Below are 14,850 nucleotides of genomic sequence, written 5' to 3'. Positions count from 1 at the left end.
GGAATCGAGACCATGGAAACGCTGACCACCCTCAAGGTTATCCACATCACCGCCACTGTGTTGCTGCTGCTCAGCGGCCTCGGCCTGGCCATATTGGCCTGGCGTAAGCGCAGCGCCGGCCCGGCGGTTACGGTGCAACGTCCGTGGGCATTTGTCTGGCTGCTGATGGGCGTTTGCCTGGTCAGCATGCCGTTCACCGGTTGGTGGCTGGTGCACCTGCTCGGCTGGCCATTGGGGCAGACCTGGATCCTGGGTTCCAGCATCCTCTACACCGTGGCGGCGCTGGCGTGGTTCTGGCTGGTGGCGCGGCTTAATCGCCTGCGTAAGGGCGAGGGCGGTAGCCTGAATTTCACCTTGGTGTTGGCGGTGGTCAGTCTGGTGGGGTTTGTGGCGATTGCCGGGCTCATGGGTGCCAAGCCGGTATAAGGCTTGAGACCGAGTTGCCTTCATTCGCGAGCAAGCCCGCTCCCACATTTTGACCCTGCTTTCATGCTGGAACTCGGTCAAGTGTGGGAGCGGGCTTGCTCGCGAAGGCATTCTCAGCCGCGCAGAGTAATCACCGGCCAACCGCGCTTCTGGGCCTCAGCCCGCAAATTCGGATCCGGATCCACCGCCACCGGATGCGCCACCTGCTCCAGCAACGGCAAATCATTCATCGAATCGCTATAGAAGTAGCTGTCTTCCAGGCTGTACCCAGTCTCTTCCAGCCAACGGTTCAAGCGCGTCACCTTGCCTTCGCGAAAGCACGGCACATCGGTGCTGCGCCCGGTATAGCGGCCGTCCAGCATTTCGCATTCGGTGGCGATCAGGGTCTCCACGCCCAACCGTGCGGCAATCGGCGCGGTGACGAAGCGGTTGGTCGCGGTGATGATCACCAGCGTGTCGCCGGCGGCGCGGTGCCTGGCCAGCAGTTCCACTGCTTGCGGCAGCATCAGCGGTTCGATGCAGTCGCGCATGAAGTCTCGGTGCCATTCGTCCAACTGGGCCATCTCGGTGCGGCCGAGGATTTCCAGGCTGAAGTTCAAGTAGGCGGCGTTGTCGAGCTTACCGGCCAGGTAATCCTGGTAGAACTCGTCGTTGCGGGCCTTGTAGGCTACCGGGTCGAGAATCCCGCGTTCACACAGGTAATCGCCCCAGGCGTGATCGCTGTCACCGCCCAGGAGCGTGTTGTCCAAGTCGAATAAAGCCAGGCGCATTGCAGTTACTCGCTGAAAAGTCTGTAAAAAGGCGTCCAGAATACGGTCTTTTCACAAGAGTGCACATAAGGTAAGAAGCCTCGTTGCCGCTGGAACAACCTTTGTGGAACAATGCGGTGACATGCGTTTGCGAGGTTGTTGCCGTGATCGACCCCGATGGTTTCCGTCCTAATGTCGGGATTATTCTTACGAATGATGCCGGACAGGTGCTATGGGCTCGCCGAATCAACCAAGATGCTTGGCAGTTTCCTCAAGGTGGAATCAACCCCGACGAAACCCCTGAAGACGCCTTGTACCGTGAGTTGAACGAAGAAGTCGGCCTTGAGCGTGAAGATGTGCAAATTCTGGCCTGTACCCGTGGCTGGTTGCGCTATCGTTTGCCGCAACGTTTGGTGCGTACCCACAGCCAACCGCTGTGCATCGGCCAGAAGCAGAAATGGTTTCTTTTGCGCCTGATCTCCAATGAGCAGCGGGTGCGGATGGATTTGACCGGTAAACCGGAGTTCGATGGCTGGCGCTGGGTCAGCTATTGGTACCCGTTGGGCCAGGTGGTGACATTCAAGCGCGAGGTTTATCGTCGCGCTCTCAAAGAGCTTGCCCCGCGCCTTTTAGCGCGCGACTGACGACGGAGTTCGACCCCGAGCCATGCTCAATACGCTGCGCAAGATCGTCCAGGAAGTTAACTCCGCCAAGGATCTCAAGGCGGCGTTGGGGATTATTGTGTTGCGCGTCAAGGAAGCCATGGGCAGCCAGGTCTGCTCGGTTTACCTGCTGGACCCCGAGACCAACCGTTTTGTGCTGATGGCCACGGAGGGCTTGAACAAGCGCTCCATCGGCAAGGTCAGCATGGCGCCCAATGAAGGTCTGGTGGGCCTGGTGGGGACGCGTGAAGAACCCCTGAACCTCGAACATGCGGCCGACCACCCGCGTTATCGCTACTTTGCTGAAACCGGTGAAGAGCGCTACGCCTCGTTCCTTGGCGCGCCGATCATTCACCACCGCCGCGTTGTCGGCGTGTTGGTCATCCAGCAAAAAGAACGCCGCCAGTTCGACGAAGGTGAAGAAGCCTTCCTCGTGACCATGAGCGCGCAGCTTGCCGGGGTTATCGCCCACGCCGAAGCGACGGGCTCGATTCGCGGCCTGGGGCGCCAGGGCAAGGGCATCCAGGAAGCCAAGTTTGTCGGCGTTCCGGGTTCTCCGGGCGCGGCGGTCGGTACCGCGGTGGTCATGCTGCCCCCGGCTGATCTGGACGTGGTGCCGGACAAGTCCGTCGACGACATCGACGCTGAAATCAAACTGTTCAAGACCGCCCTTGAAGGCGTGCGCGCCGACATGCGCAACCTGTCGACCAAGCTGGCCACCCAGTTGCGCCCCGAAGAACGGGCGCTGTTCGACGTGTACCAGATGATGCTCGACGACGCGTCCCTGGGCAACGAAGTCAAGACCGTGATCAAGACCGGTCAGTGGGCCCAGGGCGCGTTGCGCCAGGTGGTCACCGATCACGTCAACCGCTTCGAAATGATGGATGACGCCTACCTTCGTGAGCGGGCCTCTGATGTGCGCGACCTCGGTCGCCGTCTGCTGGCGTACCTGCAGGAAGACCGCAGCACCAACATGGTCTTCCCCGCTAACACCATCCTGGTCAGTGAAGAATTGACGGCCACCCAGCTCGGCGAAGTGCCTGAGGGCAAGCTGGTGGGCCTGGTCTCGGTATTGGGCTCGGGTAACTCCCACGTCGCGATCCTGGCCCGGGCCATGGGTATCCCGACGGTGATGGGCCTGGTGGACCTGCCGTACTCGAAGGTCGATGGCATCGACATGATCGTCGATGGGCATCGCGGCGAGGTTTTCACCAACCCCAGCGACGTGCTGCGCAAGCAATATGCCGAAGTGGTGGAAGAAGAGAAGCAACTGGCACAGGGCCTCGATTCGTTGCGCGAGCTGCCCTGCATAACGCTCGACGGCCACCGTGTTCCGTTGCTGGTCAACACTGGCCTGCTGGCGGATGTAGCGCGTGCGCAGCAACGTGGCGCTGAAGGGGTGGGGCTGTATCGCACCGAAGTGCCGTTCATGATCAACCAGCGTTTTCCGAGTGAGAAGGAGCAGCTGGCGATTTATCGCGAGCAATTGCAGGCCTTCCACCCGTTACCGGTGACGATGCGCAGCCTGGATATTGGCGGCGACAAGTCACTGTCGTATTTCCCGATCAAGGAAGACAACCCCTTCCTTGGCTGGCGTGGCATTCGCGTTACCCTCGACCATCCTGAAATTTTCCTTGTCCAGACCCGCGCCATGCTCAAGGCCAGCGAGGGTTTGAACAACCTGCGTATCCTGCTGCCGATGATCTCCGGCACCCATGAGCTTGAAGAAGCCCTGCACCTGATCCACCGCGCCTGGGGCGAAGTCCGCGACGAGGGCGCCGACGTGCCGATGCCGCCGATTGGCGTGATGATCGAAATCCCGGCTGCGGTGTACCAGGCCAAGGAACTGGCGCGTCAAGTGGACTTCCTGTCGGTGGGCTCCAACGACCTGACCCAGTACCTGCTGGCCGTGGACCGCAACAACCCACGGGTGGCCGACCTCTACGACTACCTGCACCCGGCGGTGCTGCAAGCCCTGCAACACGTGGTGCGCGACGCCCATGCCGAAGGCAAGCCGGTGAGCATCTGCGGTGAAATGGCCGGCGACCCGGCGGCGGCGGTGCTGTTGATGGCGATGGGTTTTGACAGCCTGTCGATGAACGCCACTAACTTGCCGAAGGTGAAATGGATGCTGCGCCAGGTTGAATTGAGCATGGCCAAGGATTTGCTGGCCGAGCTGATGACCATCGACAACCCGCAAGTTATCCACAGCTCGCTGCAACTGGCCCTGAAGAACCTGGGGTTGACCCGGATGATCAACCCGGCTTCTGCCAAAACCCTCTAGCGCCTGGCGCCGATCAAAATGTGGGAGGGGGCTTGCTCCCGATAGCGGTGTATCAATCAGACTTCTGGTGACTGATGCCCTGCAATCGGGAGCAAGTCGAATCGTCGCACCGCCCCTCCCACATTGGTTTTGTGGTGGGGTTAAAAATTGAGTTCGACTTCGCCCAACTGGCCGCCATAAGGCCCAAAGCTGCGCTCCACCATCCGCCGCGTGCCATCGGCATTCACAATCAGCGCCGTACTCGCCCGTGTCCCATAGCTGGGGCTGGAAATGAACACGCTCGACAGCAGGCTTTCGGTCGCCAAGCCCACGCCGGTGTCCGGCAGCTCGGCAAACGGCGCCGTGTGCGGATCGCTCAAAACCCCCAGCAAGGCTTCCGGCTGTGGGTCTTCCAATAACTCGCTGAACGCAGCTTTGGCTTTGAGCAACTTCGGCCACGGCGTATCCAGCCCGGCATTGGACAGCCCATAGACTCCCGCTGCCAGCAGTGTCGGCTCGGTGTCATTGGCGTTGTAGTGCCACAGCTCATCCTGCGTGCCTAGCAGCAGGTTAAACCCGGCATATTCAATCGATCGTCCATTAACGTCGGCTAAATAATCGTCAATGGGTAGCGAACCACTGAGAAAGCGCGCCACCAGTTCGCCACGTGACTTGCGTGCCGGTGGCTGGTGCGGGTCGCGAATATTGGTGAGGGCGGCGAAACGCCCCTCGGCACTGACCCCCAGCCAGGTTCCGCCGGCTTCCTGATCGCGGCCGGCGTAGACCTGGGGCGCATCCGCCCACTGGGCCAGCGGCAGGCTGGGGCGGGCGTAGAACTCATCGCGGTTGGCCGCGACGATCAGCGGCTGGGCATGGCCCGGTCGCCAGGCGAAAACAATCAGGCACATCGGGAGACCCCTTGTGTGTTTTTCTCAACTCTACCCACAGAACGGCAGGCGTTCCATCGCAACGAAGTTGGGCCGTGCGCCTTCCATCCGTTAACATGCCGGGCTGTTTGGTGTGTATGTGAACTTCTTAATTTGATATCGGCGCTGTAACGCAGGCTTAATCGCACATCGGCATGGTCCGGTGCGTCATGACTAAATGTTTTAACGAGGAGTCGCAATGCTGCCTTACCCGCAGATCGACCCGGTGGCCCTGGCCATCGGTCCGCTGAAAATCCATTGGTACGGGTTGATGTACCTGATCGGCATCGGCGGTGCCTGGCTGCTGGCTTCCCGGCGCCTGAACCGTTTCGATCCGACCTGGACCAAGGAGAAGCTCTCCGACATGGTGTTCTGGATGTCGATGGGGGTGATCGTCGGTGGGCGCCTGGGGTATGTGCTGTTCTACGATTTGCACGCGTATATCGCCAACCCGACGCTGATTTTCGAGGTATGGAAAGGCGGCATGGCCTTCCATGGCGGGTTTGTCGGCGTGATGATCGCCGCGTGGTGGTTTGGCCGCCGCAATGGCAAGTCGTTCTTCCAACTGATGGACTTCGTCGCACCGTTCGTGCCGATCGGCCTGGGCGCCGGGCGCATCGGTAACTTCATCAACGCCGAATTGTGGGGCAAGCCGACCGACGTGCCGTGGGCCATGGTGTTCCCGCCGTTCAGCGACCCGGCGCAATTGCCGCGCCACCCGTCGCAGCTGTATCAGTTCGCGTTGGAAGGCGTGGCACTGTTCCTTATCCTCTACATCTTCTCGCGCAAGCCACGCCCAACCATGGCCGTGTCGGGCATGTTCGCGCTGTTCTACGGGATTTTCCGCTTTATCGTCGAGTTTGTACGGGTGCCGGATGCGCAGTTGGGCTACCTGGCGTGGGGCTGGCTGACCATGGGTCAAGTCCTCAGCCTGCCGATGATCCTGGCGGGCCTGGGCATGCTGTGGTGGGCGTACAATCGCCCGCAACCGCTGAAGAACGCCGCGCTTTAAATTCGAATGCCGCGGCCCGGGTTTGAAGGGCCGCAGCTTCAACGATACGGGTAACTACATGAAGCAATATCTCGAACTGCTGCACGACGTCGTGACCAATGGCCTGACCAAGGGCGACCGCACCGGCACCGGCACCAAGGCCGTGTTCGCCCGTCAGTATCGGCATAACCTGGCCGACGGCTTCCCGCTGCTGACCACCAAGAAGCTGCACTTCAAAAGCATCGCCAACGAGCTGATCTGGATGTTGAGTGGTAACACCAACATCAAGTGGCTCAATGAAAACGGTGTGAAAATCTGGGACGAATGGGCCACCGAAGACGGTGACCTCGGCCCGGTGTACGGCGAGCAGTGGACAGCCTGGCCCACCAAGGACGGCGGCACGATCAACCAGATCGACTACATGGTGCACACGCTCAAGACCAACCCCAACAGCCGTCGCATCCTGTTCCACGGCTGGAACGTCGAATACTTGCCGGACGAAACCAAGAGCCCACAGGAAAACGCGCGCAACGGCAAGCAAGCCCTGCCGCCGTGCCACCTGTTGTACCAGGCGTTCGTGCATGACGGTCATCTGTCGATGCAGCTGTATATCCGCAGCTCCGACGTGTTCCTGGGCCTGCCGTACAACACCGCCGCGCTGGCGTTGCTGACCCATATGCTGGCCCAGCAATGTGACCTGATCCCCCACGAGATCATCGTCACCACGGGCGATACTCACGCCTACAGCAACCACATGGAACAGATCCAGACCCAGCTGGCGCGCACGCCGAAAAAACTGCCGGAACTGGTGATCAAGCGCAAGCCTGCGTCGATCTACGACTACAAGTTCGAAGACTTTGAGATCGTAGGCTATGAGGCCGACCCAAGTATCAAGGCCGATGTCGCTATCTAAAATCTGACGCTATCCAATGTGGGAGCAAGCCCCCTCCCACATTGGTTCAGTGTTCACTTGAGTTCAATGGCCGTGGCTTCTGCCCACATGTGAAGGCTCAGCCTCACTGGCCGCAATCCCACCGCTGACTTCCAACTGCTGCAAGATCCCGCACAGCTCCCCACCGCCGCAGCGTTGACGCAGGTCCAGCAACTGCTCCTGCAAGGCCAACAACCCATCGATCCGCGCTTTCACATGGTGGATATGTTCGTCGATCAACGCATTCACGCTTTCGCACTGGTCCTGGGGGCTATCGCGCAGCCCCAGCAGGCTGCGGATTTCCTCGAGGGTCATGTCCAGGCTGCGGCAATTGCGGATGAAGGTCAGCCGTTCGGTGTGGGCCTGGGTGTACACCCGGTAGTTGCCGTCGGTGCGCGCAGGTGGCGGCAGCAGGCTTTCCTTCTCGTAATAACGGATGGTTTCCACCGGGCAGTCGGTGAGTTTGGCCAGTTCGCCGATCTTCATCGCAGCAATCTCCAAATGGGTGCTTGACCCTATAGTGGCTACAGGGTCTTTACTTGGCAACAGGCACCTTTACGGACGCGACCTGATGAGCCACTCCATTCACACCCCGCACAAGCACGACCACAAGCACGATCATGATCATGATCACGACCATGCTCATGACCACGGCCATAAGCACGACCATGATCACGATCACAAGCATGATCATGCCCCGGCAAAACTCACTCCTGTGGATAGCCACGCCCACGCGGGCTCCTGCTGCGCCGGCGCTGCCGGGCCTGCGATAGTGACCCTGAGCGAGGCGCCCACCGCTGGCTCGCGCTTGAGCACCTTCCGCATCGAAGCCATGGACTGCCCCACCGAGCAGACGCTGATCCAGAACAAACTGGGCAAGCTCGCCGGCGTGCAGCAACTGGAATTCAACCTGATCAACCGCGTCCTCGGCGTCACTCACGACCTGCCGAGCACGGCGCCGATCATCGAGGCGATCAAGTCCATCGGCATGCAGGCCGACCCTATCGAGGAAGGCAGCCCCGCCGCCGCACCGCCCGCGAAGAAGCATTGGTGGCCGTTGGCACTTTCGGGCGTGGGCGCCTTGGGTGCCGAAGTGCTGCACTTCACCGGCGTGGCACCGACCTGGGTGATCGCGCTGGTGGCGCTGGTGTCGATCCTCAGCGGCGGCCTCACCACCTACAAAAAGGGCTGGATTGCCCTGAAAAACTTCAACCTGAACATCAATGCGCTGATGAGCATCGCGGTGACCGGTGCCATCCTGATCGGCCAGTGGCCGGAAGCGGCGATGGTGATGTTCCTGTTCACCGTGGCCGAGTTGATCGAAGCCAAGTCCCTGGACCGGGCGCGCAATGCGATCAGCGGCTTGATGCAGATGACCCCGGAACAGGCCACGGTGAAACAGGCCGACGGATCCTGGATGGAACAAGAGGTCAAAAGCATTGATCTTGGCGCGATCGTTCGGGTAAAGCCCGGCGAGCGCATCGGCCTGGACGGTGAAGTGACTTCTGGTCAATCCAGCATCGATCAGGCGCCCATCACCGGGGAAAGCCTGCCGATTGAAAAGACCGTTGGCGATAAAGTCTTCGCCGGCACTATCAACCAGGCGGGTTCCCTGGAGTACAAGGTCACTGCGGCGGCCAACAATTCGACCCTGGCGCGGATCATCCACGCCGTGGAGCAGGCTCAAGGGGCACGGGCGCCGACCCAGCGGTTTGTTGACAGTTTCTCGAAGGTCTATACCCCGGCAGTCTTCCTGTTTGCCTTGGGCGTGGCCGTGATTCCGCCGCTGTTCATGGCGGGTGTTTGGTTCGACTGGATCTATCGTGCCCTCGTGCTGCTGGTAGTGGCCTGCCCCTGCGCCTTGGTGATCTCTACGCCGGTGACCATCGTCAGCGGTCTGGCGGCGGCGGCGCGTAAAGGCATCCTGATCAAGGGCGGCGTGTACCTGGAGGGTGGTTACAAACTCGACTACCTGGCCCTCGACAAGACCGGCACCATCACCCACGGCAAGCCGGTGCAAACCGATTACCTGCCACTGTTCCCCAATATCGAAGACAGCGCCCCGGCGTTGGCCGCCAGTTTGGCCGGTCGTTCGGACCACCCGGTATCTCTGGCGATCGCCAGCGCGGCTGTGGATAAAAACCTGCCGATTCACGCTGTGGATAACTTCGAAGCCCTGGCCGGGCGCGGTGTGCGTGGTGATATCAACGGCCAGACCTATCACCTGGGTAACCACCGCCTGGTGGAAGACCTCGGCCTGTGCTCGCCAGCCCTGGAAGAAAAACTCTTCGCCCTGGAAAAACAAGGCAAATCCGTGGTGCTGCTACTGGACAAATCCGGCCCGCTGGCGCTGTTTGCCGTGGCCGACACCGTCAAGGACAGCAGCCGCGAAGCCATTCAGCAACTGCATGACCTGGGCATCAAGACCCTGATGCTCACCGGCGACAACACCCACACCGCCCAGGCGATTGCCAGCCAGGTCGGCATCGACCAGGCCCAGGGCGACTTGTTGCCCACCGACAAACTGCAAGCCATCGAAACCCTCTACGGCCAAGGCCATCGGGTGGGCATGGTCGGCGATGGCATCAACGATGCTCCAGCCCTGGCGCGGGCCGAGATCGGCTTTGCCATGGCGGCGGCGGGTACTGACACGGCTATCGAGACCGCCGACGTAGCGCTGATGGACGATGATTTGCGCAAGATTCCGGCTTTCATTCGGCTGTCGCGGCAAACGTCGAGTATCCTCAAGCAGAACATCGCCCTGGCGCTGGTGATCAAGGCGATCTTCCTGGCGGTCACGTTCATGGGCATGGCCACGATGTGGATGGCGGTCTTTGCCGACATGGGCGTGAGCCTGCTGGTGGTGTTCAATGGCCTGCGTCTGTTGCGCAAATAGAGGATGAGAGGGTGGTGTGCTGAGTGCTGAGTTAAAGGCGTTTTTCATGGTCGCCCGCCTGGGCAGCATTACCCAGGCGGCGAAAAAACTCGGCCTCAGCCAGCCCACCGTGACTACCCAGATCCGTAACCTGGAAAGCCAGTACGGCGTTGAGTTGTTCTATCGGGGCGGCCGCCGCCTCACCGTCAGCGATGAAGGTGCGCGGCTGCTGCCGATGGTCAAGGCGCTGTTGCAGCAGGAAGCGGATATCGAGTTTTTCCTGCGCAACAACGGCCAGGTCCAGGGGGCGCTGCGGATTGCCGCGACGGCGCCGTATTACATCCTCGACCTGGTCAAAGCCTTTCGTGAGCGCCTGCCACAAGTGGAAGTCTCGGTGGAAATCGGTAACTCCCAGCAGGTGCTCGAGGCGCTGGATGACTACCGCGTCGATGTCGCCGCCTCTTCGCAATTACTGGAAGACTCCCGCCTGATCCGCCGCGTGCTGGGTACCGACCCGTTGGTGCTGGCGGTGCATCGCAATCACCCGTTGGCCAAGCTCGATCATGTGCCGTTGAGCGCGCTGGCCGGGCATACGCTGCTGATGCGCGAGGCGGGCTCCACCACCCGAAGGCTGACTGAAGAGATGTTGCGGGGCGCCGGCGTGGGTTATGGGCCGTTGCTGGAGATCGGTAGCCGTGAGTCGATTCGTGAGGCGGTGCTGCGCAATATCGGCATCAGCATCATCGCGCGCCAGGAAGTGCCCCATGACCCGCAGTTGCGGGTACTGACTATCGAAAATGCGCCGCAGATTCCGGAGTATCTGTATTGCCTCAAGGAGCGAAAAGGTGCGCGGTTGCCGGCGGCGTTTTTAGGGTTGGCGCAGGAAATGTCACCAATCTAAGTTCTGTGGCTGGCTTGAGGGCCAATCGGGAGCAAGCCCCCTCCCACATTTTGACCGCATTCTCATGTTGGAACCCGGCCAACTGTGGGAGGGGGCTTGCTCCCGATAGCGATAGGCCTGGCGACTCATCTCCATGAGTCCTACACAAATCTACCAATACCACTATCACCCCATTTTGCCTTTCTGCCACAACACCTACGCATTGCCTGCCTAGCATGGCCTTCATCAGTTAGATGAGGTGCCTTGCATGAACACAGTCCTGACCCAACCCGGCGCGCCCATGAAGGTGCGCGGGGTCCAGAAACGCTTTGGCGCCTTCACCGCGCTGGATAACGTGTCCCTGGACGTCGCCGCCGGCGAACTGGTGTGTCTGCTCGGCCCCTCCGGCTGCGGAAAGACCACGCTGCTGCGCTGCATCGCCGGGCTGGAACGCCAGGACAGCGGTGAGCTTTACCTGGGCGAGCGTGATGTTTCCCTGCTGCCACCCCAGGCTCGGGACTACGGCATCCTGTTCCAGTCCTACGCGCTATTCCCCAATCTCACCGTGGAAGCGAATATCGGCTATGGCCTCACCGGCAGCGGCCGCGATGAAGTACGCAAGCGTGTTGGGCAGATGCTTGAACTGGTCGGCCTGGTCGGCAGCGAAAAGAAATACCCCGGCCAACTCTCCGGCGGCCAACAACAACGGGTCGCCCTGGCCCGTGCACTGGCGCCAGCGCCTTCGTTGTTGCTGCTGGATGAACCGATGTCGGCCCTCGATGCCCGGGTGCGTGAGCATTTGTGCACCGAGCTGCGCCAGCTGCAACGGCGCCTGGGTATCACCACCTTGATGGTGACCCACAACCAGGACGAAGCCATGTTGATGGCGGACCGCATTGCCGTGATGAACAACGGCAAGGTCGAGCAGTACGCTACGCCCCAGGAAATCTACGACCGCCCGGCCACGCCGTTCGTGGCGGAGTTTGTCGGCCAGGGCAATTGGCTGCCGTTCAGCCGCAACAGTGCCAGCCATGCCCAGGTCGGCGGGATGAATATGCGCCTGGCCGACGATGCGGGCGTGGCCAAGTCCGGCCGCCTGTTCTGCCGCCCGGAAGCCATCAGCGTCAACCCGCCGGTGCATGAAGAAAACCTGTTCCCGGCCAAGGTTCGCGAGATCACCTTTCTCGGTAACCGCTGCCGCATGAGCTTTGAACTGGAACAATTGCCGGGCCATCCGTTACTGGCCGAGCTGGCTCCCGAAGCCATGCCGCGCCTGGGCGCCCAGGATATCTGGGTAGCGTTACCGCCGCGCAGCCTGCAGGTGTTTGCCTGAGATGGCCGCTGTCATGACACTGCCGGTAGCGCGTCAGGTGTCCCGCGCCGAATTGGGCGACCGTATCTTCGTAGTCGGCGGCAAATGGCTCTGGCTGGGCCTGTTGGTGGTGGCGGTCTTGCTGCCGCTGCTGGCGATCTTCTGGCGCGGCTTCAGCAGCGAAGCCGGGCAGGGTGGTGGCCTGGTGGCTGCGCGAGAATTGGTCACCAGCGCCAACTTTCACTGGTTGCTGGGCAATAGCCTGAAAGTTTCCCTCAGCGTGGCGGCCATCGTCGTACCGCTGGCCTATCTGTTTGCCTACGCGCTGCAACGCACGCTGATTCCCGGCAAAGCTGTCTGGCGTGGCCTGTCGTTGCTGCCGTTGATGGCGCCGTCGATGCTGCCGGGCATTGCGCTGGTCTACCTGTTCGGCAACCAGGGCATGCTGCGCGGCTTGCTCTCGGACAATATCTACGGCTTCTGGGGCATTGTGCTCGGCGAAGTGATCTACACCTTTCCCCATGCGTTGATGATCCTGCTGTCGGCGTTGTCCCTGGCGGATGCACGCTTGTTCGACGCCGCTTCGAGCATGGGCGCCAGCCCGGCCCGGGCGTTTCGCAGCATTACCTGGCCGGCCACGCGCCAGGCGGTGTTCGCCGCGTTCTGCCTGGTGTTCACCCTGACCATCACCGACTTTGGTGTGCCGGTGGTGGTGGGCGGCGATTACCAGGTGCTGGCGCTGGAAGCCTACAAGGCGGTGGTCGGCCAGCAACAGTTCGGGCGCGGTGCGTTGATCGGCATGGTGTTGCTGCTGCCGGCGCTGTTCAGCTTCGGTGTGGATGCCTGGTTGCGTCGTCGGCAGGGTGATGCCATGAGCGGTCGCGCCCAAGTGTTCCAGCCGGTGCCGTCGCGGCTGCGCGATGGCTGCTACCTGGCCATCGTGCTGCTGGTCTGTGCGGTGTTGCTGCTGGTGTTCGGCATGGCGGTGTACTCCTCGCTGGTGAAATTCTGGCCGTACAACCTGTCGCTGTCGCTCAACCACTACCAGTTTGAAGACACCGCCGGCGGCGGCTGGCTGGCCTATCGCAACAGCCTGACCATGGCGCTGTGCACGGCGTTGATCGGCAGCGTGCTGATCTTCACCGGCGCCTACCTGATGGAAAAGACCAGGGGTCAGAAAGGCCTGAACCTGGCGTTGCGCATGCTCAGCTTCGTGCCGATGGCGGTGCCGGGTCTGGTGCTGGGTCTGGGCTACGTGTTCTTTTTCAATCTCAACGGCAACCCGTTGCATGTGTTCTACGGGAGCATGGCGTTGCTGGTGGTGTGCACCATTGCGCACTACCTGACCACCGCACAGATGACCGCCACCACCGCCCTGCGCCAGCTGGACGCCGAGTTCGAAGCCGCCGCGTTGTCGCTCAAGGCGCCGCTGTACCGCCACTATCTGCGCGTTACGGTGCCGATCTGCCTGCCGGCGCTGCTGGATATCCTGCGCTATCTGTTTGTGTCGGCGATGACCACCGTGTCAGCCGCGATCTTCCTCTACAGCCCCGACACCATCCTCGCCGCCGTCGCCGTGTTGAACATGGACGACGCCGGCAATGTGGGCGGCGCCGCGGCCATGTCGACCTTGATCCTGTTCACTTCGGCCGGCGTCTCGCTGTTGCTGGCGTGGGCTTCACGTGGCGCGCTGCGTCGCTCCCAAGCCTGGCGCCAGACCGCGCCCGGCCAATAAACATCCTGAAGGAGGTGCTCCATGTTCAAGCCCCTGGCGCTGGTCGCTGCGGTACTCACTGCATTCAGCCTGAATGCCTTCGCCAAGACCGAGTTGACCGTGTACACGGCCCTCGAAGCCGAGCAATTGAAGACCTACAAAAAAGCCTTCGAGCAGGCCAACCCCGACGTCGAGATCAAGTGGGTACGCGATTCCACCGGCATCATCACCGCTAAGCTTCTGGCCGAGAAAGACCGCCCGCAGGCTGACGTGGTGTGGGGCCTGGCTGCCTCCAGCCTGGCGATCCTCGACCAGCAAGGCATGCTGGACAACTACGCACCCAAAGACCTGGACAAAATCGGCAAAAACTACCGCGACGCCGCCAACCCGCCGGCCTGGGTCGGCATGGACGTGTGGGCCGCGACCATCTGCTTCAACACCATCGAAGCCGAAAAGCAGGGCCTGACCAAGCCAGTGAGCTGGCAGGACCTGACCAAGCCTGAGTACAAGGGCAAGATCGTGATGCCTAACCCGGCGTCGTCCGGCACCGGCTTCCTGGATGTCAGCGCCTGGTTGCAGACCTTCGGCGAGAAGCAAGGCTGGCAATACATGGACGACCTGCACCAGAACATCGGCCAGTACGTTCACTCCGGCTCCAAGCCGTGCAAGCTGGCAGCTTCGGGTGAATTCCCGATTGGTATTTCGTTTGAATACCCGGCCGTACAGCTCAAACGCCAGGGTGCGCCGCTGGATATCATCCTGCCCAAGGAAGGCCTGGGCTGGGATATCGAAGCGACGGCGGTGATCAAGGGCACTGCCCATGCCGACGCGGCTAAAAAGCTCGCTGACTTCTCCGCCAGCGCTGCGGCGATGGACCTGTACAAAGACAACTTCGCCGTCCTCGCCCAGCCGGGTATCGCCAAGCCGCAGACCGAATTGCCGGCCGACTACGAGCAGCGCCTGATCAAGAACGACTTCGCCTGGGCCTCGAAAAACCGCGACAGCATCCTGACTGAATGGCGCAAGCGTTATGACGGTAAGTCGGAAAAGGTGGCGGGTCAGTAATTTCTCGGTTTGGCTTGATGGCCTCATCGGGGGCAAGCCCCCTCCCACATTTTGAT

The 14,850-nt window shown here is 61.3% G+C and carries 13 protein-coding genes; 10 read left to right on the top strand and 3 right to left on the bottom strand.

The genetic code is table 11. The features are described from left to right. Positions 1-12: 12 nt before the first annotated feature. Complete coding sequence (locus JFT66_RS08480) at positions 13-426, top strand: DUF2269 family protein (protein WP_153837422.1); 414 nt, start codon at positions 13-15, stop codon at positions 424-426. A 113-nt stretch (positions 427-539) separates the two neighbouring features. On the opposite strand, the gene JFT66_RS08475 is transcribed toward JFT66_RS08480, so the two are convergent. Then, a complete protein-coding gene (locus JFT66_RS08475) occupies positions 540-1,196 on the bottom strand; it encodes an HAD family hydrolase (RefSeq protein WP_034116284.1) in 657 nt (218 codons plus the stop codon). Between the two features lie 143 nt (positions 1,197-1,339). On the opposite strand from JFT66_RS08475, the gene JFT66_RS08470 reads away from it, so the two are divergent. Together JFT66_RS08470 and ptsP are read left to right on the top strand one after the other, a co-directional pair. Next, positions 1,340-1,819 carry an RNA pyrophosphohydrolase gene (locus JFT66_RS08470; RefSeq protein ID WP_003176750.1) on the top strand — a complete coding sequence of 160 codons (480 nt, stop codon included), beginning with the start codon at positions 1,340-1,342 and terminating at the stop codon, positions 1,817-1,819. Between the two features lie 22 nt (positions 1,820-1,841). Beyond that, a complete protein-coding gene (gene ptsP / locus JFT66_RS08465) occupies positions 1,842-4,121 on the top strand; it encodes a phosphoenolpyruvate--protein phosphotransferase (protein WP_034116283.1) in 2,280 nt (759 codons plus the stop codon). Positions 4,122-4,261: 140 nt separating this feature from the next. On the opposite strand, the gene JFT66_RS08460 is transcribed toward ptsP, so the two are convergent. Continuing rightward, positions 4,262-5,008 (bottom strand): NRDE family protein, encoded by a 747-nt coding sequence (locus JFT66_RS08460; RefSeq protein ID WP_153837425.1) that lies wholly within the window; start codon positions 5,006-5,008, stop codon positions 4,262-4,264. A gap of 217 nt (positions 5,009-5,225) precedes the next feature. On the opposite strand from JFT66_RS08460, the gene lgt reads away from it, so the two are divergent. Continuing rightward, positions 5,226-6,038 carry a prolipoprotein diacylglyceryl transferase gene (gene lgt, locus JFT66_RS08455; RefSeq protein ID WP_034116281.1) on the top strand — a complete coding sequence of 271 codons (813 nt, stop codon included), beginning with the start codon at positions 5,226-5,228 and terminating at the stop codon, positions 6,036-6,038. A 58-nt stretch (positions 6,039-6,096) separates the two neighbouring features. Further along, positions 6,097-6,930: a thymidylate synthase gene (locus tag JFT66_RS08450; RefSeq protein ID WP_034116689.1), complete on the top strand. Its 834-nt coding sequence runs from the start codon at positions 6,097-6,099 to the stop codon at positions 6,928-6,930. Positions 6,931-6,993: 63 nt separating this feature from the next. On the opposite strand, the gene cadR is transcribed toward JFT66_RS08450, so the two are convergent. Further along, complete coding sequence (gene cadR, locus JFT66_RS08445) at positions 6,994-7,434, bottom strand: Cd(II)/Pb(II)-responsive transcriptional regulator (RefSeq protein WP_034116280.1); 441 nt, start codon at positions 7,432-7,434, stop codon at positions 6,994-6,996. An 85-nt stretch (positions 7,435-7,519) separates the two neighbouring features. Here cadR and JFT66_RS08440 point away from each other — a divergent pair, with 85 nt between their 5' ends. The 5 genes from JFT66_RS08440 to JFT66_RS08420 all read left to right on the top strand — a co-directional run bounded on the left by JFT66_RS08440 (position 7,520) and on the right by JFT66_RS08420 (position 14,794). After that, entirely contained in the window at positions 7,520-9,844 is a 2,325-nt protein-coding gene (locus tag JFT66_RS08440; protein ID WP_198859100.1) for a heavy metal translocating P-type ATPase, read from the top strand. A gap of 16 nt (positions 9,845-9,860) precedes the next feature. Beyond that, positions 9,861-10,724 (top strand): LysR family transcriptional regulator, encoded by an 864-nt coding sequence (locus JFT66_RS08435; RefSeq protein WP_198859099.1) that lies wholly within the window; start codon positions 9,861-9,863, stop codon positions 10,722-10,724. A gap of 247 nt (positions 10,725-10,971) precedes the next feature. Further along, a complete protein-coding gene (locus JFT66_RS08430; RefSeq protein WP_153837428.1) occupies positions 10,972-12,036 on the top strand; it encodes a putative 2-aminoethylphosphonate ABC transporter ATP-binding protein in 1,065 nt (354 codons plus the stop codon). A 1-nt stretch (position 12,037) separates the two neighbouring features. Continuing rightward, on the top strand, positions 12,038-13,750 hold the full coding sequence (locus tag JFT66_RS08425; protein ID WP_198859098.1) for a putative 2-aminoethylphosphonate ABC transporter permease subunit: 1,713 nt from the start codon (positions 12,038-12,040) through the stop codon (positions 13,748-13,750). 21 nt (positions 13,751-13,771) lie between these two features. After that, positions 13,772-14,794, top strand: coding sequence for a putative 2-aminoethylphosphonate ABC transporter substrate-binding protein (locus JFT66_RS08420; protein WP_034116275.1), 1,023 nt, complete (start codon positions 13,772-13,774; stop codon positions 14,792-14,794). The last annotated feature ends 56 nt before the right edge of the window (positions 14,795-14,850 follow it).

This window comes from Pseudomonas sp. MF6755, from assembly GCF_016405635.1.
Classification (GTDB): Bacteria; Pseudomonadota; Gammaproteobacteria; order Pseudomonadales; family Pseudomonadaceae; genus Aquipseudomonas; species Aquipseudomonas haemolytica.
Note: the sequence above shows the minus strand (reverse complement) of the source record. Positions and strands in the feature narration are given on the sequence as shown.